This is a genomic window from Kutzneria sp. NPDC052558, from assembly GCF_044547355.1.
In the GTDB taxonomy this organism is placed as follows: Bacteria; Actinomycetota; Actinomycetes; order Mycobacteriales; family Pseudonocardiaceae; genus Kutzneria.
In genome coordinates this window covers 359,397-381,785 of record NZ_JBIUAG010000003.1, presented here as the reverse complement: position 1 = coordinate 381,785, position 22,389 = coordinate 359,397, and the positions used below count along the sequence as shown (strand labels likewise).

22 protein-coding genes are annotated in these 22,389 nt (G+C 71.6%); 10 read left to right on the top strand and 12 right to left on the bottom strand.

Features of this window, described 5'->3' with window-relative positions; translation table 11 throughout:
- Positions 1-179: 179 nt before the first annotated feature.
- From ACIG5F_RS08330 to ssd, 7 genes are all read right to left on the bottom strand, one after another.
- Positions 180-737 carry an Rv3654c family TadE-like protein gene (locus ACIG5F_RS08330; RefSeq protein ID WP_396516750.1) on the bottom strand — a complete coding sequence of 186 codons (558 nt, stop codon included), beginning with the start codon at positions 735-737 and terminating at the stop codon, positions 180-182.
- Positions 734-1,042, bottom strand: a complete 309-nt coding sequence (locus tag ACIG5F_RS08325) for a TadE family type IV pilus minor pilin (RefSeq protein WP_396516749.1) — start codon at positions 1,040-1,042, stop codon at positions 734-736. The genes ACIG5F_RS08330 and ACIG5F_RS08325 overlap by 4 nt, the downstream gene beginning before the upstream one ends.
- Before the next feature lie 22 nt (positions 1,043-1,064).
- Positions 1,065-1,253 carry a DUF4244 domain-containing protein gene (locus tag ACIG5F_RS08320; protein ID WP_396516748.1) on the bottom strand — a complete coding sequence of 63 codons (189 nt, stop codon included), beginning with the start codon at positions 1,251-1,253 and terminating at the stop codon, positions 1,065-1,067.
- A 20-nt stretch (positions 1,254-1,273) separates the two neighbouring features.
- Entirely contained in the window at positions 1,274-1,993 is a 720-nt protein-coding gene (locus ACIG5F_RS08315; RefSeq protein ID WP_396516747.1) for a type II secretion system F family protein, read from the bottom strand.
- A 148-nt stretch (positions 1,994-2,141) separates the two neighbouring features.
- Positions 2,142-2,948, bottom strand: a complete 807-nt coding sequence (locus ACIG5F_RS08310; RefSeq protein ID WP_396516745.1) for a type II secretion system F family protein — start codon at positions 2,946-2,948, stop codon at positions 2,142-2,144.
- 220 nt (positions 2,949-3,168) lie between these two features.
- On the bottom strand, positions 3,169-4,314 hold the full coding sequence (locus ACIG5F_RS08305; RefSeq protein ID WP_396516744.1) for a TadA family conjugal transfer-associated ATPase: 1,146 nt from the start codon (positions 4,312-4,314) through the stop codon (positions 3,169-3,171).
- Complete coding sequence (gene ssd / locus ACIG5F_RS08300) at positions 4,304-5,380, bottom strand: septum site-determining protein Ssd (RefSeq protein WP_396516743.1); 1,077 nt, start codon at positions 5,378-5,380, stop codon at positions 4,304-4,306. The genes ACIG5F_RS08305 and ssd overlap by 11 nt, the downstream gene beginning before the upstream one ends.
- A gap of 406 nt (positions 5,381-5,786) precedes the next feature.
- On the opposite strand from ssd, the gene ACIG5F_RS08295 reads away from it, so the two are divergent.
- From ACIG5F_RS08295 to murQ, 6 genes are all read left to right on the top strand, one after another.
- The gene (locus ACIG5F_RS08295; protein ID WP_396516742.1) at positions 5,787-6,593 is read left to right on the top strand and encodes an HAD family hydrolase; all 807 of its coding nucleotides are present in this window, start codon (positions 5,787-5,789) and stop codon (positions 6,591-6,593) included.
- Positions 6,594-7,130: 537 nt separating this feature from the next.
- The gene (locus ACIG5F_RS08290) at positions 7,131-8,747 is read left to right on the top strand and encodes a glycoside hydrolase family 3 N-terminal domain-containing protein (protein WP_396516894.1); all 1,617 of its coding nucleotides are present in this window, start codon (positions 7,131-7,133) and stop codon (positions 8,745-8,747) included.
- On the top strand, positions 8,744-9,970 hold the full coding sequence (locus ACIG5F_RS08285) for an exo-beta-N-acetylmuramidase NamZ domain-containing protein (protein WP_396516741.1): 1,227 nt from the start codon (positions 8,744-8,746) through the stop codon (positions 9,968-9,970). The genes ACIG5F_RS08290 and ACIG5F_RS08285 overlap by 4 nt, the downstream gene beginning before the upstream one ends.
- 7 nt (positions 9,971-9,977) lie before the next feature.
- Positions 9,978-11,639 (top strand): serine hydrolase, encoded by a 1,662-nt coding sequence (locus tag ACIG5F_RS08280; protein WP_396516740.1) that lies wholly within the window; start codon positions 9,978-9,980, stop codon positions 11,637-11,639.
- Positions 11,640-11,696: 57 nt separating this feature from the next.
- Positions 11,697-12,629, top strand: a complete 933-nt coding sequence (locus ACIG5F_RS08275) for a MurR/RpiR family transcriptional regulator (RefSeq protein WP_396516739.1) — start codon at positions 11,697-11,699, stop codon at positions 12,627-12,629.
- Complete coding sequence (murQ, locus tag ACIG5F_RS08270; RefSeq protein WP_396516738.1) at positions 12,626-13,561, top strand: N-acetylmuramic acid 6-phosphate etherase; 936 nt, start codon at positions 12,626-12,628, stop codon at positions 13,559-13,561. The genes ACIG5F_RS08275 and murQ overlap by 4 nt, the downstream gene beginning before the upstream one ends.
- Positions 13,562-13,678: 117 nt before the next feature.
- Here murQ and ACIG5F_RS08265 read toward each other — a convergent pair whose 3' ends face one another.
- Entirely contained in the window at positions 13,679-14,404 is a 726-nt protein-coding gene (locus tag ACIG5F_RS08265) for an oxidoreductase (protein WP_396516737.1), read from the bottom strand.
- Between the two features lie 196 nt (positions 14,405-14,600).
- Between ACIG5F_RS08265 and acs the strand changes: the two genes are divergently transcribed.
- The 4 genes from acs to ACIG5F_RS08245 all read left to right on the top strand — a co-directional run bounded on the left by acs (position 14,601) and on the right by ACIG5F_RS08245 (position 19,181).
- Positions 14,601-16,571 (top strand): acetate--CoA ligase, encoded by a 1,971-nt coding sequence (gene acs / locus ACIG5F_RS08260; RefSeq protein WP_396516736.1) that lies wholly within the window; start codon positions 14,601-14,603, stop codon positions 16,569-16,571.
- Positions 16,572-16,711: 140 nt separating this feature from the next.
- Positions 16,712-17,890 (top strand): Na+/H+ antiporter NhaA, encoded by a 1,179-nt coding sequence (nhaA, locus tag ACIG5F_RS08255; protein WP_396516893.1) that lies wholly within the window; start codon positions 16,712-16,714, stop codon positions 17,888-17,890.
- The gene (locus tag ACIG5F_RS08250; RefSeq protein ID WP_396516735.1) at positions 17,887-18,375 is read left to right on the top strand and encodes a phage holin family protein; all 489 of its coding nucleotides are present in this window, start codon (positions 17,887-17,889) and stop codon (positions 18,373-18,375) included. The genes nhaA and ACIG5F_RS08250 overlap by 4 nt, the downstream gene beginning before the upstream one ends.
- A gap of 77 nt (positions 18,376-18,452) precedes the next feature.
- On the top strand, positions 18,453-19,181 hold the full coding sequence (locus tag ACIG5F_RS08245) for an alpha/beta fold hydrolase (protein ID WP_396516734.1): 729 nt from the start codon (positions 18,453-18,455) through the stop codon (positions 19,179-19,181).
- On the opposite strand, the gene ACIG5F_RS08240 is transcribed toward ACIG5F_RS08245, so the two are convergent.
- Genes ACIG5F_RS08240 through nth form a run of 4 tightly spaced genes read right to left on the bottom strand, consistent with a single transcriptional unit; the run spans position 19,158 to position 22,337 of the window.
- Positions 19,158-20,336: a MarP family serine protease gene (locus tag ACIG5F_RS08240; RefSeq protein ID WP_396516733.1), complete on the bottom strand. Its 1,179-nt coding sequence runs from the start codon at positions 20,334-20,336 to the stop codon at positions 19,158-19,160. The genes ACIG5F_RS08245 and ACIG5F_RS08240 overlap by 24 nt on opposite strands.
- A complete protein-coding gene (locus ACIG5F_RS08235) occupies positions 20,333-21,019 on the bottom strand; it encodes an NUDIX hydrolase (protein ID WP_396516732.1) in 687 nt (228 codons plus the stop codon). Before ACIG5F_RS08235 ends, ACIG5F_RS08240 begins: the two co-directional genes overlap by 4 nt.
- Positions 21,016-21,615, bottom strand: a complete 600-nt coding sequence (locus tag ACIG5F_RS08230; RefSeq protein ID WP_396516731.1) for a TlpA family protein disulfide reductase — start codon at positions 21,613-21,615, stop codon at positions 21,016-21,018. Before ACIG5F_RS08230 ends, ACIG5F_RS08235 begins: the two co-directional genes overlap by 4 nt.
- On the bottom strand, positions 21,612-22,337 hold the full coding sequence (gene nth, locus ACIG5F_RS08225) for an endonuclease III (RefSeq protein WP_396516891.1): 726 nt from the start codon (positions 22,335-22,337) through the stop codon (positions 21,612-21,614). The genes ACIG5F_RS08230 and nth overlap by 4 nt, the downstream gene beginning before the upstream one ends.
- Between the last annotated feature and the right edge of the window lie 52 nt (positions 22,338-22,389).

The following is a 22,389-nucleotide window of genomic DNA, read 5'->3' as shown; positions in this document are numbered from 1 at the left end:
CCCGCGTCGACCACTGGTAGCTGACGCACGGCGAGTGATGTGTCGAACAGCGATGGGCTGAACGGTGGACGGCAGCCCGTCCCGCGACGACGAACCACACCGAAGAGTGACGACACGCGGCCAACCGGGTGTGACACCACTCACCGCTGCTGAGCGACCGCTCGTCGTGTCATTGCCGGTCAACCGTCGCCCACCACTTCAGCCGGACCTGCACGGGCATGTGCATTGGCCGTGCCGGACAACGCCGCCCAGCCCGGTGGTCGGGCGGTCACCTCCACGTAGGCCTCCCACTCGACGATGCGACAAGCGGTCAGCGTGGCCCCCATCCCCTCGACCACCCACCTCGCCCGCTGGCAGGCGAGGTCCACCCCCGCCACCACCTGCCCCGCCGCCGCCAGCGCCGCCAAGTCGGCCGCCGCCGCCACCCGATGCCTAGTCACCATCGCCCCGCCGACCTGAAGCCCCAGCACGACCAGCACCATCAGCGCTGCCGCCACGCCGGCCATCACCACGGTCGCCGAGCCCCGGTCATCCCCACCCCGCGAGCCCCACCCATCCCTCGGCCGCCCAGCGGCCTTGGCCGGTGTGTCCGCCAGCGGTCGGTCATCGTGGCGTCGGGCCAGCCCTGCCTCAGGACATGGGCGGTCCGGAGGTCCCGGCGCGGGGTTGGGGTGGTCGGCGGTCGACCGGCCATCACCACATCCACGAGGGTGGCCGCTGACCGGCGTCGGGTTCATTCGGTCAGGGCTCCGGGTTCCAGGACGGCGTAGGCGGTGCCGGCAGGCCGGAGGCCGAGCAGCAGAGGGAGGGGTGGGGCGGTGACGGTCGTGGTGACCTCGTCACCGTCGATCTTGATCGACACTTCGGCGCCGTGAGGGGCGAGTTGTGTGGCAGCTTCGTCGGCCCGGGCCCGGTCACCGCGGGCGGCGAGGCGGGCGGCGGCCGCGGCGGCGTCGGTCGCCTGCATGGTGGCGATGACGGCGCCGATCGCGGACAGGCACAGCGCGAGCATGAAGACCACACCGCTGAGCGCGATGGCCATCTCGACGGTGACCGAACCGCGGTCACTGCCGAAACGAGAGGGCACGGTTGATCAGGCCGGTGATCGCGTCGTTCACCGACTGACCGGAGACGACTGCCCAGAGCACGAGCCCGAAGGCCGCGGCCCCGACCGCGACCATGGCGTACTCGACGGTGGCCGACCCGTCGTCGGCACATAGCCGAACCCAGATCCGGTGCATCAGCGTGCGCATTTCTTCTCCTTGTCCTCGGGTCACCAGGTGATGAGCAGTCGTCCGGCCAGTCCGACCACCACGGGCACCACGCCCAGGCAGATGAAGGCCGGCAGGAAACACAGTCCGAGCGGGCCGGTGATCAGCACCGCCGACCGCTGGGCACGCGCCTCGGCCGTGTCGACGGCCGCGGCCCTGATGTGTCGAGCCAGGCCGTCGGCGACCTCGGCCAGCGCGGTGCCGGACTGGGCGCTGCGGCGGGCGCCACGCGCCAACGCCTCGGTCTGCGGGTCGGCCAGGGCCGGGGCCCAAGCCCGCATCGGGTCCGCCCCCAGCGACAGCAGGTCCGCGGTGCGCCGTAACACCTCGGCGCAGCCCGGCGGCGCATCCGCCGCCACGGCCCTGATCGCGATGGGCACCGGCAGCCCCGCTCGCAGGCAGGCGGCGAGCAGATCCCAGGTTGCCGCCAGCCGCAGCGGATCCGGCGGCGGTGGCCCGCGATGGGTGGCTCGCCGGCACCAGACGAACACTGCGACGGCCACCACCAGCGCCGGAACCCAGCCGAACACCATCCCCGCCAGCACCGCACTGAACGCCGCCGTCAGCACCGACTGCCATTCAGGTGGCAGTCGGGGGCCGGGCCGACCGGCGGCTGCCGGCGGCCCGAACACCATCGCCAGGCGAACGCGAGCAGTGATCGGTCCGGGCAGCACCAGCAGGGCCAGAGAAAGAAGGAAGGCGGACACGGCGTATCCGGTCATCGACCCGACCGCCAACCGACCCTCACTCGGATCGTCGCCAGCACGTATACGGGATCCGCGAATACTGCATGCACCACGGCCCAGGCGCGGGACAGGCGATCGGCCATCACGGCAACCGCTACGACAGCGGCGCAGGCAAGTCGGAGGCTCACGGCATCACCGCGTGGTCGGTCAGCTTGGCGCTCCACAGCACGCCGCCGCAGATCAGGAAAGCCCCGATGGCGAGCAGGATCTGGCCGATGACCGTGTCGGCGAGGACGTGCAGCGGCCGGGCGTCGATCGCCTCGCCGAGCAGGACCCCGAGCTCCGGCAACGCGGCCAGCACCGCCGCGCTGGCCCGCGGACCGGCCATGCGGGCGTGGACCTGCCGGCTGAACTGGAGCCGCTGGTCGAGATCCCGCCGAACCGAGTCGAGCACGTCCGCGAGCGGCACTCCGTGCCGGGCCGCGAGCCGCCATGCTCGGCCGACCTGGCCGAGAACACCGGCCAGCGACGGCTCGACCGAGGCACTGCGCACCAACGCCCGGTCGACGTCGCCGCCGAGGCGGGCGGTGTGGGCCACCGTGCTCATCGCCTTGGCCGCCAACGGTTCGGCGTCAACCGCCGCCCGCTCGGCCGCGGTCGCGGGATGGGCGCCCACGCGAAGCTCCGACACGAGTGACCCGAGCGCACCCACCATGCCCTCGGCGATCTGCGTGCGCCGGCGCTGACTGCGTCGAGCGTGCCAGCGATGCCAACAAGTCATACACAGCACCGCATTGGCCATCGCACCACCCGGGCCCAGCACCGACCAGCCCACACAGGCCCCCACCGCCGCGAGCACCGCACTCGTCGGCCGCGGCAAACGCCTGCGCCGTCTGGCCTGCCGTTCCACCGGCACCAGCGCCCGCAGCCGATGCGACGCGTGCCGCACCGGCCAGACAAGAACGGCAACGGCAATCAGAGCGACGGACACGCTCAGCATGAAGTCCCCCATCCCGTCCGCGCGGAAAGCCCCCGCAACGCCAGATCAGCCACCAGGCAACGGAACCTTCGCGGCGAGGTGAAGGAATGGAGGGATGGTCGCGCCGATGGCGGCGGCGGTGACGCCAGCGGCGGCGGTGATGCCGAAGCCGGTGACAGGGAGGCCGGCAGACGCGGGGAGGGCAGTGGCAGTGGCGGCGGGGCGAGCGTGGTCAGCATGGGAAACCTCGTTCTGCCAACAGGGCGGTGAGCTGGGGCCAGGCGGGGCCGGGATGGCCGGACTGCCAGGCGGGGCGGACGACGATGTCGTCGCCGGTGCGGGTGAGCAGGCCGATCTCCACCAGGCGGCGGATGCCGTCGGGGCAGCGTTTGAGGTGGAGGACGACGCGGATGGCGGCGGCCAGCTGGCTGTGCAGGGCGGAGCGGGAGACGCCGCCGAGGGCGGCGAGGGCCTCCATGCGGGCGGGGACCTCGGAAGGGGAATTGGCATGCACGGTCCCGGCTCCGCCCTCATGACCGGTGTTGAGGGCGGCGAGGAGCTCACAGACCTCGGCGCCGCGGACCTCGCCGACGACGATGCGGTCGGGGCGCATGCGCAGGGCCTGGCGGACGAGCTCCCGGGTGGTGACCTCGCCGGCGCCCTCGACGTTGGGCGGGCGGGAAACCAGGCGAACCACCTGGGGATGGTCGGGGTGGAGCTCGCCGGCGTCCTCGATGCAGACGATGCGTTCGGCGGCGGGAACCTGGGCCAGGAGGGCGGCCAGCAGGGTGGTCTTGCCGGAGCCGGTGGCGCCGACGACGAGGAAGGCGAGGCGGGCTCGCACGATGCGGATGAGGAGCTGCTCGGTGTCGGCGTCGAACGAGCCGAGCTCCCGCAGCGCGGTCAGGTCATGGCCGGCGGGGCGGATCACCCGCAGGGACAAGGAGGTTCCGTCGGCGGCGATGGGCGGGAGCATGGCGTGCAGGCGCATGCCGTCGGGCAGCCAGGCGTCGACGAAGGGCTGGGCGTCGTCGAGTCGGCGGCCGGCCGCCAGCGCCAGGCGCTGGGCCAGGCGGCGCACGGAATCGTCGTCACGGAAGGAGACGGGGGTGCGGCGAAGGCCGTCGGGACCGTCGATCCAGACCCGCTCCGGGCCGGTGACCAGGACGTCGGTCACCTCGGGGTCGCGCAGCAGCGGGGCGAGCGGACCGGTGCCGGAGAACTCCTGACGCAGTTCGCGCACGGCCCCCAGGGTGTCCAGATCGCTGGCCACGCCGCCGGTTTCGGCCCGGAACGCGTCGGCGACGACGGCGTCGGTGACGTCGCTGCCGAGCGCGGCCAGCCGTTCCCGGACCCGTTCGACCAGGTCACGCCGCATCGGGCACCCCGCACAGGACCTCGACGGCCAGGTCGGCGGCCTCGGCCAGCGGACCGCGGGGCCGGGCCGGCGGCCGGCCGGCTTCCAGCGCCATCGCCAGGCCGGGCTCGGCGAGCATGCCGGTCAGCAGGTTCAGGCCGACGGTGCTGGCCACCTCCTCGGCCCGCAGCCCGCCGGGCGCGGGGCCGCGCACCACGAGCTGGGCCTCACGGCCCTCGTCGATGAACCGCTCGACCAGCCGGCGCGCGGCGGCACAGGCCCGCAGCTCGGCCGGGACGACCACGACGATCAGGTCGGCCCGGTCCAGCACCACCCGCGCGGGCTCGGTCGAATGTCGGGGCAGGTCGCAGATGACCAGTTCGCCGCCGCGCTTGGCCGAGCCGACCACGGTGGCCACGGCCTGGGGATCGAGCTCGGAGTTGGCCCGGTCGCAGGACAGGATGGTCAGCCGGGACTGGCCGCGTTCGTTGCCGGGCAGGGCGGAGTGCAGCGAGGAGGCGGCGACCCGGCCGGCGCTGAGCTTGAGCTCCGGCCAGCGCAGCCCGTCCAGCCGCTCGGCCCCGAGCACCAGGTCGAGCCCGCCGGCCATCGGGTCGCAGTCGACGAGCAGCACCCGGCGACCGCGTCTGAGCGCCGCATAGCCGGCCGCCGCGGCGAACACGGACGCGCCGGCGCCACCCCGGCCGCCGATCACCGCCATCACCCGGCCGGTGTCCTTGGCCGGCCCCTCGACCGCGTCCGCGATCGCGCCGGCCAGCCATGATTCCGCGTCCGGCAGGCCGAGCACACGTTCCGCGCCGACGGCGACCCCGTGCTCGAACAGCACCGGCGGCGGCGACCCGGAGGCGAGCAGCACCACGCCCGGCCGGCGGGGCAGCCCGGTCTCGGCGCAGCGTCGAGCGGCGTCCTCGTCGAGCACCACCATCGGCGCGTGGGCCCAGCCGGCGCGCACGGCGGCCAGGTCGGCCGCGCGTTCCACGTCGAAGCCGGCCGCCGCGGCGACTTTGAGCAGGTCGTCGAGCAGGTCGTCGTTGTCGACCATGGCCAGCGGCCGCGCTCGGTCCACGTTCTCCCCCGTCCTCGTCCGGCGGCGCGGAGGTGCGCCGCGGGACCAGACTCGCCCGGGCGGCCCGCGGCCGGACCCGGTCGGAGATCAACATGTGGACAACTCGGAGGCTGTGGACAACTCGGCCGTTGATGATCTCTGGGCCCGAAATTGTCGGACCTGGTCGCCATACTTGAGCCGGGCGATACCCGGGCGCCGACCGATAGATAGCCGACCGATAGATAGAGGACGACCCCCGTCAGGGGGGAGGGACGGGGGTCGCCTGAGGTTCAGTCCCGGGGGGTTGGACTGAACACGTCCGGATCTGTGGCCGGACCTCCCTACTGTATCCCCCCGAGGGCCTCTCGCGCTCCCCGTTCCCGCAACAGACACGCCATATTTTCGTGACGACACCTATGCTGGCGCCGTGGATCCCAGCACCGGCGCTCGTGTGGCGGCCTTCTTCGACCTGGACAAGACGGTCATCGCGAAGTCGAGTCTGCTGGCCTTCAGCCGGCCCTTCTTCCAGGAGGGTCTGATCAACCGGCGAGCAGTGCTCAAGAGCGCATACGCCCAGTTCGTGTTCATGCAGTCGGGCGCGGACGCCGACCAGATCGAGCGGATGCGCCAGCACATCACCGCGCTGTGCGCGGGCTGGGACGTGGGCCAGGTGCGGGCCATCGTCGAGGAGACCCTGCACGACATCGTGGACCCGTTGGTCTACAAGGAAGCCACCCAGCTGATCGCCGATCACCGTGCCGCGGGTCACGACGTGGTGGTGGTCTCAGCCTCCGGCCAGGAGATCGTCGGCCCGATCGCCGACATGCTCGGCGCCACCCAGAGCCTGGCCACCCGCATGGTGGTGGCCGACGGCCGCTACACCGGCGAGGTCGACTTCTACTGCTACGCCGAGAACAAGGCGGTGGCGATCAAGCAGCTGGCCGCGGCCAACGGCTACGACCTGGCCGACTGCCACGCCTACTCGGACTCCGCGACCGACGAGCCGATGCTGGCCGTGGTCGGGCATCCCACCGCCGTCAACCCGGACCGGGCGCTGCGCAAGGTCGCCGCGCAGCAGGGCTGGCCGGTGCTGACCTTCTCCGATCCGGTGTCGCTGCGGGCCCGTATCCCGACCCCGTCGGGCACCGCCGTCGCGGTCACCGCGGTGGGTCTGGGCGCCGTCGCCGCGGCCGGCGTGGCCTGGTACGGCATCCGCCGCCGACGCCGCGGCTGAACACCACTCGAAAAGGGCATCGGCGCAGGTCATGATCTGTGCGGGCCTGGCCGCCGGTCACACTGCGCCACTTGACCGGTGCACCCGACCGTGCCCTTGCTGTGGCGGCCGTCACCCACTACAAAGGAGATGCGGACATCGAGTCGGCCAGGGACGGAGCGGAGGAGAAGCCCCGTCCACCCCGGAAGATCTCCGTGCGCGAACGTCGGGCACCCACGCGCAGCACGCCGCGGGAGGCATGTCGTCTTGGGGGCTGCGTACCGGGACGCCGGACGCCGAGCACCCCACCTACACGACACTAGTTGCACGCTTGGTAACCCGATTTGTTCGCGCTGAGACTAGCGACTCCCCGGCCTCGTCGAGGCCGGGGAGTCGCTGTCTTGCGCGGGCACTGGTCCAATCCAGTTAGCACCGTTGACCGTCGACTGTGACGTCAGTAACTTGCCGGTTGATCTGCATAGTCGGTGAGAAGATTTCCAGTCACGGGAGGACGCCGTGCGCAGGACACTCGTCGCCCTACTGGCCGGGTTGGCCGCGATGGCCACCACCGTTCCCGGCGCCGCCGACGCCCAACCCGACCAGGTCGGCTCGCTGATGCGCGGCATGAGCCTGGCGGAGAAGGTCGGCCAGCTGTTCATGACCTACGGCTACGGCCCGAGCGCCGACACCGTGGACCCGCGCAACCAGACCGAGTTCGGCGTGGACACGCCGGCCCAGCTGGTGCAGAAGTACCACCTCGGCGGCGTCATCTACTTCGCGTGGTCGGACAACGTGCAGAACCCGACGCAGATCGCCGGCCTGTCCAACGGGTTGCAGAAGGCGGCGATCGGCTCCGGCGCGCACATCCCACTGCTGATCTCCACCGACCAGGAGGAGGGCCTGGTCACGCGGATCGGCGCGCCCGCCACCACCTTCCCCGGCAGCATGGCCCTGGGCGCGACCCGCAGCGCCGCCGACGCCCAGCAGGCGGCCGCCATCACCGGCCGCGAGCTGCGGGCGATGGGCGTGAACATGAACAACGCGCCGGACGCCGACGTGAACGTGAACCCGGCCAACCCGGTGATCGGCGTGCGCTCCTTCGGCGCCGACCCGACCCTGGTCTCCACCATGGTGTCCGCGCAGGTCAAGGGCTACCAGCAGAGCGTGGTCACGACGGCCAAGCACTTCCCCGGCCATGGCGACGCCGCCACCGACAGCCACACCGGCCTGCCGGTCATCGACCATGACAAGGCCACCTGGGAGAAGATCGACGCGCCGCCGTTCCGGGCCGCCATCACCGGCGGCGTGGACGTGATCATGAGCGCGCACATCGTGTTCCCCAAGATCGACCCGTCCGGCGACCCGTCCACGCTGTCGCCGACCGTGCTCACCGGCATGCTGCGCGACGAGCTGGGCTACCGCGGCGTGGTGATCACCGACTCGCTGCAGATGGCCGGCGTCCGGCAGAAGTACACCGACGCCGAGATCCCGGTGAAGGCGTTGCAGGCCGGCGCAGACATGCTGCTGATGCCGCAGAACGTGGGCACGGCCGTGACCGCGGTGATCGACGCCGTGCGGAGCGGGCAGCTCTCGGAGCGCCGCATCGACCAGAGCGTGGCGCGGATCCTGGCCGTGAAGCTGCGGCGGGGCGTCCTGTTCACCCCGTTCGTCGACGTCGACGCCGTGGCCAAGAAGGTCGGCACGGCGCAGAGTCTGGCCACCGCGCAGGCCATCACCGACAAGTCGATCACCGTGCTGAGCAACGACGGCACGCTGCCGTTGAAGGCGAAGTCCGTGCTGGTCACCGGCTGGGGCGTGACGACGACCCAGAACCTGGCCAATGCCCTGACCGCGCAAGGCATTCCGGCCAGCAAGACGGCCACCGACTACGACGCGATCGTGGTGACGACCAATGGCGCCGCGACGGATCCCGACCAGCAGCAACGGGTTCGTGACCTCGTCGCCACCGGCAAGCCGGTGATCGCGGTCGGCGTCGGCAATCCCTACGACCCAGGCGTGATACCGCAGGCCCACACCTGGATCGACACCTACTCCTACACCGCGGTGTCCATGCGGTCGCTGGCCAAGGTGATCGCCGGCGCGGTCGGCCCGAGCGGCAAGCTGCCGGTCGACATCCCGAACTCGTACCCGTTCGGCACGGGAATCACCTGGTGAGCCTGTCCCGCAGAGGTTTCCTCGCCGCGTCGGCGCTGACCGCGGCGGCACCGGCGCAGGCCGTGTCGGCGCAGCCGCAGTCACAGCGGCGCATGAACGGCGTGGATGTGTTGGCTGCTCAGGGATATCGCACGCTGCGGGGCCGCAAGGTCGGCGTGCTGACCAATCCGACCGGCGTGCTGGCCAACCTGACGCACCTGGTCGACGACATGATGTCGCACGATCTCCGTCCGACCGCTGTGTTCGGCCCCGAACACGGCTTTCGCGGCACCGCGCAGGCCGGCGGATCCGAGGGCGACTACACGGATCCCCGCACCGGGATCCCGGTGTACGACGCCTACAACGTCACCGTGGACGCGCTGGCGGCGATGTATCGCAAGGCCGGCGTGGACACCGTGGTGTTCGACATCGCCAACGTGGGCGCGCGGTTCTACACGTACACGTGGACGATGTTCATCGCCATGGAGGCGGCCGCCGCCACCGGGGCGTCGTTCGTGGTGCTGGACCGGCCGAACCCGATCGGCGGCCAGGCCCACGGTCCGCAGCTGGATCCGAAGTTCGCCACGCTCGTCGGGCTGAAGCCGGTCGTGCAGCAGCCGGGCATGACCGTCGGCGAGCTGGCTCGGCTGTTCGACGCCGAGTTCCTGACCAAACGCCTGTCCAGCCTGGAGATCGTCCAGTGCACGGGCTGGCGTCGCGACGACCTGTTCACCGGGCAGTGGGTGCCGCCCAGCCCGAACATGCCCACTCCCGACACGGCGCTGCTCTACCCCGGCACGTGCCTGTTCGAGGGCACGCTACTGTCCGAGGGCCGCGGCACCTGCCGTCCGTTCGAGACGATCGGCGCGCCGACCATGGACTGGCACTGGGCGGAGCGGCTGAACACGTTGGGGCTGCCCGGAGTCGAGTTCCGCGAGGCCTATTTCGTGCCGACGTTCAACAAGTTCGTCAACCAGACGTGCGGCGGCGTGCAGGTGCACCTGACCGACCGGTCGCGGGTCGACGCCATCCGGACCGCCGTCGCGATGATCGTGACGGCCCGGCAGCTCTACCCCAAGGTGTTCGGCTGGCGGCCGGACAACTGGGTCGACAACCTCAGCGGCTCGGCCCGCCTGCGCGGCATGGTGGACGCGGGCGCGGGCGTCGACGACATCGTGGGCGCGTGGGCGGCCGAGCTGGCCGCCTTCCGCCGTGACCGCATCCGGTATCTGCTGTACAGATGAGGTGGACATGCGGATTCGTGCCCTCGCCCTGCCGGCCGTGCTGGTGTTGGCTCTCGCGGTGACCAGCAGCGCGGACGCGGGGCCGAACTCGGCCCGTTTCGACCGGCCCTACCAGGGGTTCGCACCGGCCGGCACGGTGCTGCACGCCGGCTCGCCGGCCGCGGCCGGCCTGAATCCGGCGCCGATCGACGCGTTCAACGCCCAGCTCGCCGCCTGGGTCCCGTCGATCTATCCCGGGGCGACGGTGTTGTTGGCGCACAACGGGGTTGTCGTCGACCGGACCGCCACCGGCAAGGCCGTCAAATACCAGGACCTGACCACCCAGCTGCCGGCCGACCAGCAGGTGCCGGCCCGCACCGACACCATCTACGACCTGGCGTCGCTGTCCAAGCTGTTCACCTCGCTCGTGGCCGTGCAGCAGCTGGAGGCCGGCCGGATCGATCTGGACACGCCGGTCGCGCACTACCTGCCGGAGTTCGCCACCAACGGCAAGGGCACGATCACCATCGAGCAACTGCTCACCCACACCTCCGGCCTGCTGCCCGATCCGATTCCCTCGCTGTGGGCCGGATATTCGGACATCCCGTCGCGGGTGAAGGCGATCCTGGACACGACGCCGCAGGCCACCCCGGGCACCCGGTACGTGTACTCCGACCTGAACATGCTGACCATGCAGCTGGTGTTGCAGCAGGTCACCGGCAAGCCGCTGGACCAGCTGGTGCGCGAGGGCATCACCGACCCGCTGCGCATGGTCGACACCGGCTACAACCCGCCGGCGTCGAAGCTGAGCCGGATCGCCGCGACCGAGTACGAGACCGCGCCGCCGCGAGGCATGGTGCGTGGTTCCGTGCACGACGAGAACGCGTGGGCGATGGGCGGCGTGGCCGGGCATGCCGGCGTCTTCTCCACTGTTGACGACCTCGCCGTGCTGTCGCAGGCAATTCTCAACGGCGGCGTCTACAAGGGGCGCCGAATCCTCAGCGAGCACGGCGTGAAGCTGCTGGAGGAGAACTTCAACCAGAAGTTCCCGGACGACTCGCACGGGCTCGGTTTCGAGCTGGACCAGATCTGGTACATGGGCGGGCTGTCCGGCCCGAACACGTTGGGGCACACCGGGTTCACCGGGACGTCGCTGGTGATCGACCCGAGCTCGCGGTCGTTCGCGATCCTGCTGACCAACCGTGTGCACCCGACCCGGACCACGCCCTCGACCAACGGGGCGCGGCGCGCGGCGGCGCAGGCGTTGGCGCAGGCCATGAGCGTGCAGGCGCCCGGCGGCGGCCGGTCGTGGTTCTCGGGGCAGGGCGGCGGCTCGACCAGCACGCTGACCACGGGAACGCTGCACGGCACGGTGCGCGTCTCGTTCGACGCGTTCGTCAACACCGAGCCGACCGACCTGCTGACCCTGGAGTCCAGCACCGACGGCGGGACGACGTGGACCACCGTGCCGCTCACCGTGCGTGATCAGCAGCTGACTTCGTTGTCCGGGCAGGCCACCCGTTCCTGGCAGCGAGTTCGGGCCCAGGTGACCGGCGGATCGGACGGGGTCGTGCTGCGATGGCGTTACACAACCGACCCGGTTTACGAAGGACGTGGGGTGGACGTGGCCGACATCGCGCTCAGCTGCGGCCGCACCACGTTCACACCGCTCGGCTGGTCGCTGACGTAACCGCAGGTCAGGGGCCGTCATGTTGACCGAAACAGTTACTGTTAGTAAGTTTCCCACGTGGCACCCGCCAAGTCAGCCAATGAGATCAGCGAGGCGAGCCCGCTGGTCCGGATCCGTTCGCTGCTGCCCGGCCTGGCCCGCGCGGAGCAGCGCGTGGCCAAGGTCGTGCTGGACAACCCCCAGGTCGTCGCCCACCGCAGCATCACCGAGGTCGCGGAGGCGGCCGGCACCAGCGAGACCACGGTGACCCGGTTCTGCAAGGCGATCGGCGTGGGGGGCTATCCGGAACTGCGGATCGCCCTCGCCGCCGACACCGCGCGCACCGCCGCCCGGATCGACCGCGACCTGGGCAGCGACATCGCGCCCACCGACGACCTGTCGCAGGTCGTCGGCAAGGTCGCGTTCGCCGACGCGCGGGCCGTGGAGGAGACCGCCGACCAGCTCGACATCGCCACCCTGAGCGCGGTGGTGGATGCCGTCGCCGGCGCCGGGAGGGTCGACGTCTACGGGGTCGGCGCAAGCGCTTTCGTCGCCGCCGACCTGCAACAGAAGCTGCACCGCATAGGGCGCGTCAGCTTCGCGTGGAGCGACACCCACATCATGCTGACCTCCGCCGCCGTGCTCACCGGGGGCGACGTCGCCTTCGGCATCTCGCACACCGGCGCGACCGCGGACACCGTGGAGGCGCTGCGGGTGGCCCGGGAGCGCGGCGCGACGACCGTCGCGCTGACGAACTTCCCGCGCTCGCCCATCTCCGAGGTCGCCGACCACGTGCTGACCACTGCGGCGCGGGAGACAACGTTCCGGTCCGGCGCGATGGCCAGCCGGATCGCCCAGCTCACCGTCATCGACTGCTTGTTCATCGGCGTAGCGCAGAAGCACCTGGACAGTGCGCGTAACGCGCTGGAGTCCACCTACGAGGCCGTGGGTGGACACCGGCTCGGTCCGCGTCCCGACGGCCGCCGGAAGGCACGGGAGACTGGTAAATGACGTTGCCGCAGCCACGCGAGTCGATCGTGCGCGTCGATTCCCCCACCGAGCAGCGCAATCCCAGAACCGAGGGTATTGACCGACTGCCGACGGTGGACGTGCTGCGGATGATCAACGACGAGGACCGGCTGGTGCCCGCCGCCGTCGGCACCGTGCTGCCCGAGGTGGCGCGGGCCGTCGACATGGCCGTCGCCACCCTGCGGGCCGGCGGGCGGATCCACTACGCCGGCGCCGGCACCTCCGGGCGGCTGGCCACGCTGGACGCCGCCGAGCTCGTGCCGACGTTCAACACCCCCGCCGACTGGTTCGTCACCCACCACGCCGGCGGCGCCACCGCGCTGCGCAAGGCCGTCGAGAACGCCGAGGACGACTGGGAGGCCGGCGCCGCCGAGATCCGGGCCGAGGCGCATCCCGGCGACGTCGTCTTCGGGCTCACCGCGTCCGGGCGTACCCCGTACGTCATGGGCGCACTGGCCGCCGGCAACGAGATCGGCGCGCGGACCGTGCTCCTGTCGGCCAACCCCGCCGCCGCCCCGAGCGTGCCGGTCGACGTGCTCATCGCCGTCGACACCGGGCCCGAGGTGATCGCCGGCTCCACCCGGATGAAGGCCGGCACCGCCCAGAAGCTCGTGCTCAACGCCTTCTCCACAGCCGTGATGATCAAGCTGGGGCGGACCTACTCGAACTTGATGATCAGCATGCGGGCCACCAACGCCAAGCTCCGCGGCCGGACCCTGCGGATCCTGCGCGAGGCCACCGGTCTCGACGAGGCCGAGTGCACCGCCGCGCTGCTGGAGTCCGACGGGGACCTGAAGGTGGCACTGGTGCGACTGCTGGCCGGGATCGACTCCGCGCAGGCGGCGGAGGCTCTCACCGCGACCGGCGGCCACGTCAGAAATGCGCTGGCGGCACTCGGCGCCGCAGCCAGCTAAGACAACCCCCACCCATCCCGGGGGGCACCCCGAGGCCAGTCTACCAGCGAAAACGTGGAACGATCTTGGCGTGGGGATTGCTGTGGACAGCCGCGAAGTTGTCCACAGCAGCCGGATTCAGCCTTGACCGACGGCGTCGGCGATGCTGGCGGCTTCGCGGGCGCCGGCTTCCAGCGTGGAGCAGCTGAACTTCACCCACGCCCCGACGCCGTCGGGGGTGCCGGCGGAGAAGCCCTCGACCGCTGACCGGTACTCCGAGGCGCGGCGAAGACAGGCGACCTCGGGCACGGCCAGGCCCTTGGTGTCGAGGCCGGTGCCGATCATGGTGAGCCGGGCGGCGGCGCGGGCGATGACGCCGCTGACGGAGCCGAAGGGGGCCAGGGACAGGAGCTCGCCATGGACGACGGCGACGAGGACGGGGGCGGGGGCCTTGGTGCCGCCGGCGACGAGGGACGCCAGCAGTTCCAGGCGGGAGCCGCCGGCGGAGGGGCGGCCCAGGTCGTCAGAACCGAGCAGGTCAGCGGCGGCGAGGACGTGGAGGCGGGCGAGGGCCTGGAGGGGGGCCTTCTGCCAGGTGCCGAGCAGGGGCCCGATGGCCTCGGCGACTCGAAGGGAGCCGGCGAGCACGGGGTCGGTGACGGACCCAGATGGGGGAATTTCCACGGCCCCGCCGTCGAGGGCGGCGGAGGCCCGGGCGGCGCGGACGGAGGCCTCGGCGGCGGTGGTGGGCCAGCCACGGCGGTTGGCGGGGTGCCGGTGCACCTCGGCGACGGCGTCGCGAGCAGCCTCGACGGCCTCGGCGACACCGGGCAGCTCCAGCAGCGGCGCCAGCGGGTCGGTCACTGACCTTCCTCGCTGACGCTCGGCACACGAAGGTCCGCGACCGAAGTCGCAGTGCCGGATGGTTCCCTCGCAAGCTCGGTCACGATCGGCGACCCTACCCGCCGATATGGTCTAGACCTTACGGCACTGGTACGCGAAAGCCCGTAGCACTAGGTTCAGCAGCACACCGCAGGCGAGATCCAGGAGGCCAGGCACCATGACAGAGTCGTCCGCGTTGGACAACCTGCTCACCGAAAGCAGGTCGTTCCCGCCCAGCGAGGAGTTCGCCGCTCAGGCCAACGCGACCGCGGCGCTGCAGCAGGAGGCGGACGCCGACCGCGAGGCCTTCTGGGCCAAGCAGGCCGAGCGCCTGACCTGGGCGACCAAGTGGGACCAGGTGCTGGACTGGTCGGGCGCCCCGTTCGCCAAGTGGTTCGTGGGCGGCAAGCTCAACGTCGCCTACAACTGCGTGGACCGGCACGTCGAGTCGGGCCACGGCGAGCAGGTGGCGATCCACTGGGTCGGCGAGCCCGGCGACACCCGCACGATCACCTACAACGACCTCAAGCGCGAGGTCTCCAAGACGGCCAACGCGCTGCTGTCGTTGGGCCTGACCACGGGCGACCGGGTGGCCATCTACATGCCGATGGTGCCCGAGGCCGTCTTCTCCATGCTGGCCTGCGCCCGCCTGGGCCTGGTGCACAGCGTGGTCTTCGGCGGCTTCTCGGCGGAGGCGCTGCGTTCCCGCATCGACGACGCGCAGGCCAAGCTGGTGATCACCACCGACGGCCAGTACCGCCGCGGCACCCCGGTCTCGCTCAAGGCGGCGGTGGACGAGGCGGTGGCCAAGACCCCGACCATCACCAACGTCCTGGTGGTGCGCCGCACCGGCGGCGAGGTCGAGTGGACCGACGGCCGCGACCTGTGGTGGCACGACGTGGTGGACGGCCAGTCCGAGGAGCACACGCCGGAGGCGTTCGACTCCGAGCACCCGCTGTTCATCCTCTACACCTCGGGGACCACGGGTAAGCCCAAGGGCATCCTGCACACCTCGGGCGGCTACCTCACCCAGGCGTCCTACACCCACTACAACGTCTTCGACCTCAAGCCCGACACCGACGTCTACTGGTGCACGGCCGACATCGGCTGGGTCACCGGGCACAGCTACATCGTGTACGGCCCGCTGTCCAACCGCGTCACCCAGATCGTCTACGAGGGCACGCCGAACACCCCGCACGAGGGCCGGCACTGGGAGGTCGTGCAGCAGTACAAGGTCTCCATCTACTACACCGCCCCCACGCTGATCCGCACGTTCATGAAGTGGGGCGAGGACATCCCGGCCCGCTACGACCTGTCCTCGCTGCGGGTGCTGGGCAGCGTCGGCGAGCCGATCAACCCCGAGGCCTGGATCTGGTACCGCAAGCACATCGGCGCGGACAAGACGCCGGTGGTGGACACCTGGTGGCAGACCGAGACCGGCGCGATCATGGTCGCCCCGCTGCCCGGCGTCACGGTGGCCAAGCCGGGTTCGGCGATGGGCCCGCTGCCGGGCATCGGCGCGAAGGTCGTCGACGACGCCGGCAAGGAGGTCGGCCACGGTGGCGGCGGCTACCTGGTGCTGGACAAGCCGTGGCCCTCGATGCTGCGCGGCGTCTGGGGCGACGAGCAGCGCTACCGCGAGACCTACTGGGCCCGCTTCGCCGACCAGGGCTACTACTTCGCCGGTGACGGCGCGAAGTACGACGAGGACGGCGCGATCTGGCTGCTGGGCCGGGTCGACGACGTGATGCTGGTGTCGGGCCACAACATCTCCACCACCGAGGTGGAGTCGGCGCTGGTGTCGCACCCGCGGGTGGCCGAGGCGGCGGTGGTCGGCGCGACCGACCCGACCACGACCCAGGCGGTGGTGGCGTTCGTGATCCTGCGGGGCGTCAAGGAGGACGAGGACGCCAAGGCGCTGATCGCCGAGCTGCGCGAGCACGTGTCCAAGGAGATCGGCGCGATCGCCAAGCCGCGGCAGATCCTGGTCGTGCAGGAGCTGCCCAAGACCCGCTCGGGCAAGATCATGCGCCGGCTGCTGCGGGACGTGGCCGAGAACCGGCAGATCGGCGACGTGACAACGCTGGCCGACTCGACGGTGATGGACCTGATCTCCAGCGGCCTGCAGTCGGGCAAGTCGGAGGACTGAGCACCACTCACGCGACGGCCCGCGCGACGCGTTCGCGCGGGCCGCTTCGCTGTTGATCAGTTAACATAATGTGCGGGTGAGCCGGGAAGTCTGGTCGGCACGTGAACAGTCGACCGCTGGAGCCGCCCGTGACCCGATACCTGCGCACCGAGACTCGTTTCCTGCGCGCCGAGACTCGTTTCCTGCGCGCCGAGACCACGGGTGGCCTCATCCTGTTGATCGCCACCGCGATCGCCCTGCTGTGGGCCAATTCCCCGCTCGCCGAGAGCTATCACGCGCTGCGCGAGCTCCACCTGGGCCCGCTGACCGTGGACGAGTGGGCCAAGGACGGCCTGCTGGCGCTGTTCTTCTACGTCGCCGGCCTGGAGCTCAAGCGCGAGCTGGTCGTCGGCGAGCTGGCCGACCGCAAGGCGGCGGTGCTGCCGATCGCCGCGGCGGTCGGCGGCATGGTGGTGCCGGCGCTGCTCGCGCTGGCCATCAGCGGTGACGGCCAGGCGTGGGCGATCCCGGTGGCCACCGACATCGCGTTCGCGCTGGCGGTGCTGGCGATCACCGGCTCGGGGCTGCCGGCGACGGCGCGGATCTTCCTGCTCAGCCTGGCCGTGGTCGACGACCTCGGCGCCATCGCGGTGATCGCGATCGTCTTCAGCACGACGTTCGACCTGCTGGCCCTGGCCGCCGCGATCGCGCTGCTGGCCCTCTACTGGTTCCTCCAGCACAAGCGGATCCGCGCCTGGTGGCTGTACGTGCCGATCGCCGTGGCGACCTGGTTCGCCGTGCACGAAGCCGGTGTGCACGCCACGATCGCCGGCGTCGCCCTCGGCCTGCTCACGCGCGTGAAGGCCGATCCGGGCGAGGCGGAATCCCCGGCGGTCCGGTTGGAGCACCGGTTGCAGCCGTGGTCGGCCGGCGTCGCGGTGCCGGTGTTCGCCCTGTTCGCGGCGGGCGTGCCGATCGGCGCGGACGCGTTCCGGGCCCTGGTCACGGACGCGATCCCGATCGCCGTGGTGGTCGGGCTGATCCTCGGCAAGCTGGTCGGCATCCTGGGCGCGTCGGCGCTGGCGGTGACCACCGGGCTGGCGGCCAAGCCCCGCGGCCTGGGCTGGCGGGACATGGCGGCGGTGGCGATGCTCGGCGGCGTCGGCTTCACGGTCAGCCTGCTGATCTCCGAGTTGGCCCTGGCCGGAGAGGCCGCCGACCAGGCCAAGGCGGCGGTGTTGCTGGCCTCGGCGGCCGCGTCGCTGCTGGGCGCGGCGCTGGTTCTTCGGCGGAGTCGGGTGCACCGCACAGCGAACCCCCGAGGGTGCATGGCACGATGACCACCGTGACAGGCCCAGGACAGAACCCGAACGGCCACGGCGCTGGGCTGCCCCCGGTGCCCTCGATCCCGTTGACCGACGAGACTGCCCGCGACGTCGCCGGCGAGCAGTCGGTGGGCGGCCTGATCAAGGACGTGATGACCCAGGTCTCGGTCCTGCTGCGGGCCGAGATCGAGCTGGCCAAGCTCGAGGTCGGGGCGGAGGTCAAGAAGGCGCTGCGGGGCAGCGTGTTCTTCATCGGCGCGCTGACCATCGTGATGTTCAGCCTGTTCTTCCTGTTCTTCGCGATCGCCGAGCTGCTGGCCGACCTCGGCCTGTACCGGTCGGCCGCGTTCGGCATCGTCTGGTTCGCCATGCTGCTGGTCGCGGGCCTGCTGGGCTTCCTCGGCTACCGCAAGGTCAGGCGGCTGCGGGCGCCGGAACGCACCATCGAGACGATCAAGGACACGGCCGCGGCGCTGAGTCGCCCCGGCGAGCGCCCGTAGACCTGCGCCACCGGACCGTCTCGGCCAACGGCATTCGACTGCACGTCGCCGAGGCCGGCCGCGGTCCGCTCACGCTGATGCTGCACGGGTTCCCCGAGTTCTGGTGGACCTGGCGGCACCAGCTGCCCGCGCTCGCCGCGCACGGCCGCCACGCGGTCGCAGTCGATCTGCGCGGCTACGGCCAGTCGGACAAGACGCCCCGTGGCTACGACGGCTGGACGCTCGCCGGTGACGTCGCCGGGCTGATCAAGGCCCTGGGCGCTCGCCGCGCCCACCTGGTCGGCCACGGCTGGGGCGGGGTGCTGGCCTGGACGACGGCGGCGCTGCATCCGCGCCTGGTCGAGTCCGTCATGACGATCTCCGCGCCCCATCCGCTGGAGATCCCGCTGCGACCGCTGCTGCCGGCCCAGCCGCCGTTCTGGCCGGAGCGCCGCCTCGTCGCCGAGGACGCTGCCGTGGTCGAGCGCCTGCTGCGGACATGGACCGGCCCGAGTTGGACGCCCGATTCCGAGCTGCTGCGCCGGACCCGCGAGGCGATGCTGATCCGGGGCGTCCCGCATTGCAGCATGGAGTACTTCCGCTGGGCGTTCCGATCCCGGCTGCGAGGCGACGGCCGCGAGTTCGCCCGGGCGGTCAGCCGCCCGCTGGAGGCACCGGTGTTGCGGCTGCGCGGCGAGCACGACCTCCGGACGTCGCCGATCACCCGGCACGAGCCGTATCGCGTGATCGACGGCGCCGGGCACTTCCCGCAGTGGGAGGACCCGGACGCCGTGACCGCGCTGCTACTCGGCGCAGGAGCCGGTTGACACCGGCCGCACCAGCGACGGCGCCTGCTGCACCACCCGGCTGACCTCGGCCGTGGTCAGCGCGAAGCCGGTCTCCGGGTCGTCCACCGCCGCCCCGAACACGACCCCGATGACCTGGCCGTTCGGGTTGATCAGCGGGCCGCCGGAGTTGCCGCTCTTGACCGTGGACCGGATTGTGTAGACGTCCCGGGTGACCTTCTGGGTGCCGTAGATGTCCGGCCCGTTGAGCTGGATGCGCTGCCGTACCCGGGCCGCCCGCGCCGTGTACGGGCCGTCGAGCGGGTAGCCGAGCACGATCGCGTCCTGGCCCGAGGTGTAGTCCTGCTGGCTGAACGGCAGGACCCTGGCGTCGAGGCCGGGCACCGACAGCACCGCGACGTCGGCCTCCGGGTCGTAGTAGACGACGTGCGCGGTGAGCTGGCCGCCGCCGATCTCCACCGACTCGTCGTCGGTGCCGGCGACCACGTGCGCATTGGTCATCACCCGCTGCGGGGCGATCACGAAGCCGCTGCCCTCCAGCGCCCGCGAGCAGGACGGGGCCCGGCCCCGCACCTTGACCACGCTGGACTGCACGGCCTGCACGACCTGGCTGTTCTGCAGGGCCGTGTCCGGGGGGTCGACGTCGGTGATGGGGGTGCGGGTGAACGGCCCGGTCGCGGTGAGCAGGCCGGCGCTGAGCAGCCGGCTCACGTCGTTGGGCAGCTGCTCGGCCTCGGCCGGCATCAGGTTGTTGACGGTGCCCAGCACCACCGAGCCGCGGATGGCCGCGGCCAGCCCGGGCACCGGCACCGAGGTCAGTGGCAGGGCGAACACCCAGGCCACCACAAAAACCACGGCGCACTGCACCAGCGCGCCCAGCGTGTGGTCGACGCCGGTGAACGGGCCGAGCCGCACGTGCTGGCGGATGGACCGGCCCAGCCACACGCCTAACGTCTCGCCCAGGGCGACCAGCAGCACCAGCGCGCCCATCCAGACCGCGATCCGGGTGACGTTGCTGGCGAAGTTGGACATGATCAGCGGCGTCACGATGAGGCCGATCACGGTGCCGCCGAGCACGCCCACGGTGGCCGGCAGCGTGGTGATCAGGCCGTGCCGGGCCCCGGAGACCGCGGCGATCACCGCCAGCAGCACCACGACCAGGTCGACCCAGTTCACGCCTGCACCTCCGCGTTCGCCGCCCGCAGCGACTCGTCCAGATCACGCACGTCCGCCTGGTTCCACGGGCGTTCCCAGCCGGCCAGCCGCAGCAGCCCGGCCAGCAGGCCGGCGGTGAAGCCCCACACCAGCATGCCCGGCGCGGAGAAGGCCGGGCCGGTGAAACCGGAGGGATGCCGCACCCGGAACCGGTTGGCCGGATCGGTCAGGTGGGCGATCGGCACCCGGGCCACCGCCGCCGTCTCGGCCGGGTCGACCACGCGGACCGGCGACGGCCGCTCCCAGAGGGCCAGCACCGGCGTCACCATGAAGCCGGAGACCGGCACGAACAGCTCCGGCATCAGCGCGACCGCCCGCACCCCGTCGGCCCGCACGCCGGCCTCCTCCTCGGCCTCGCGCAGCGCCGTGGCGACCGGGCCGTCGTCGCCGTCGTCGGCGCTGCCGCCGGGGAAGGCGACCTGGCCGGGGTGGGAGTTGAGCGTGTCGGCGCGGCGGGTGAGCAGCACGTCCGGGCCGTCGACGCCGTCACCGAGCAGCATCAGCACCGCGGCCGGCCTGGTCGGCAGCCCGCCCGGCGGGCGCACCCTGGTCAGCTCGCCGGCGTCCAGGCCGGCGGTGGCCGCGACCAGGCCGGACAGCCACTCCGGCACGTCCGCCGGGTCCACCAGGGGGCCAGGACTCATCCGGTGACACTCCCGTCCGCATACTGCCGCACCGCCTGTTCCACCTGGTCCGCCGACTCGAACGGGGGCGAGGTGAGCTGCTTCGCCGTGCCGTCCGCTGCAACTACGTAGGTGACAGGAAAGACGTTCGGCTTGCCCAGCGCGTTGGCCACGGATGCGTTCGGATCCCAGACCGAGGGCAGCTTGACCTTCAGCGAGCCGAGCAGGTCCAGGCCGCTCTTCTCGTCACTCTGGGCCGGGATCTCGACAAGCAGCACCGGTATCGCCCCAGGTCGGGCCGCATATTCCTGGAGCGCGGGCAGCTCGGTGCGGCACGGCACGCACCAGGGCTCCCAGAAGTTGACCAGCAGCGGGCCGCCGCCGAGGGTGAGCTCCGAGCCGTCGGCCATGCAGGTGACCTTGATGCCGGCCAGCACGCCCTTGCCCGTCTGCTGGGGGCACGCCGGCAAGGCCGCGGTCCGCCGCAGCGCGCTGACGTCCGGCGTGGCCACGGCCGGGTCGGTCTGGGTCGAGGCCTGGCCCCGCGGCCAGACGGCGATCGCCGTGGCCACCGCGAGCACCGCCACGACCAGCGCCCAGCGCCACCGTGCGGTCATGTGGCGGCGCCAGCCTTCTTCGGGCTCTTCTTCTTGCCCCGGATCTGCTCGGCCAACGCCAGCAAGTGCGGGGCCTCCTCGCCCTTGACCAGCTTCTCCGCCACCGCCGGGTCGGTCGGGCCCTCGCCGAATGAGGGGCAGTCCGGGGCCAGGAAGCAGGCCCCGCAGGCCGGCTTGCGGGCGTGGCAGACGCGCCGGCCGTGGAAGATCGTCCAGTGCGAGAGCATCGTCCAGTCCTTGCGCGGGACGAGCTCGCCGATCGCGTGCTCGACCTTGACCGGGTCGGTCTCCTCGGTCCAGCCCCAGCGCCGGACCAGCCGGCCGAAGTGCGTGTCGACGGTGATGCCGGGGACGTCGAAGGCCTCGCCGAGCACCACGTTGGCGGTCTTGCGGCCGATGCCGGGCAGCCGGACCAGCTCCTCCAGGGTGCCGGGCACCTCGCCGCCGTGCTTCTCGACCAGCGCCGAGCCCAGGCCCATGATCGAGGTGGCCTTGTTCCGGTAGAAGCCGGTCGGCCGGATCATCTCCTCCAGCTCGACCCGGTTCGCGCCGGCGTAGTCGGCGGCGGTGCGGTACCGGGCGAACAGCGCCGGCGTGACCTCGTTGACCCGCTTGTCGGTGCACTGGGCCGACAGGATGACGGCCACCGTGAGGTCCAGCGCGGTGCCGAAGTCGAGTTCGCAGTGCGCGTCCGGGTACCCCTGCTGGAGCGCACGGGTCATCCGCCGCACTCGGCGGACCAGAGCCAGGTTGTTCACGGCGGCGGTCGGTGGC

Coding starts and splice junctions, on each gene's coding strand:
- ACIG5F_RS08245 (WP_396516734.1), top strand. CDS start 18,453: ATGCTGCACGGGTTCCCCGAGTTCTGGTGGACCTGGCGGCACCAGCTG.
- ACIG5F_RS08320 (WP_396516748.1), bottom strand. CDS start 1,253: ATGCGCACGCTGATGCACCGGATCTGGGTTCGGCTATGTGCCGACGAC.
- ACIG5F_RS08325 (WP_396516749.1), bottom strand. CDS start 1,042: ATGGCCATCGCGCTCAGCGGTGTGGTCTTCATGCTCGCGCTGTGCCTG.
- ACIG5F_RS08315 (WP_396516747.1), bottom strand. CDS start 1,993: ATGACCGGATACGCCGTGTCCGCCTTCCTTCTTTCTCTGGCCCTGCTG.
- ACIG5F_RS08250 (WP_396516735.1), top strand. CDS start 17,887: ATGACCACCGTGACAGGCCCAGGACAGAACCCGAACGGCCACGGCGCT.
- ACIG5F_RS08305 (WP_396516744.1), bottom strand. CDS start 4,314: ATGCGGCGTGACCTGGTCGAACGGGTCCGGGAACGGCTGGCCGCGCTC.
- ACIG5F_RS08235 (WP_396516732.1), bottom strand. CDS start 21,019: ATGAGTCCTGGCCCCCTGGTGGACCCGGCGGACGTGCCGGAGTGGCTG.
- murQ (WP_396516738.1), top strand. CDS start 12,626: ATGACGTTGCCGCAGCCACGCGAGTCGATCGTGCGCGTCGATTCCCCC.
- ACIG5F_RS08330 (WP_396516750.1), bottom strand. CDS start 737: ATGAACCCGACGCCGGTCAGCGGCCACCCTCGTGGATGTGGTGATGGC.
- ACIG5F_RS08290 (WP_396516894.1), top strand. CDS start 7,131: ATGGCCACCACCGTTCCCGGCGCCGCCGACGCCCAACCCGACCAGGTC.
- ACIG5F_RS08280 (WP_396516740.1), top strand. CDS start 9,978: ATGCGGATTCGTGCCCTCGCCCTGCCGGCCGTGCTGGTGTTGGCTCTC.
- ACIG5F_RS08230 (WP_396516731.1), bottom strand. CDS start 21,615: ATGACCGCACGGTGGCGCTGGGCGCTGGTCGTGGCGGTGCTCGCGGTG.
- nth (WP_396516891.1), bottom strand. CDS start 22,337: ATGACCCGTGCGCTCCAGCAGGGGTACCCGGACGCGCACTGCGAACTC.
- acs (WP_396516736.1), top strand. CDS start 14,601: ATGACAGAGTCGTCCGCGTTGGACAACCTGCTCACCGAAAGCAGGTCG.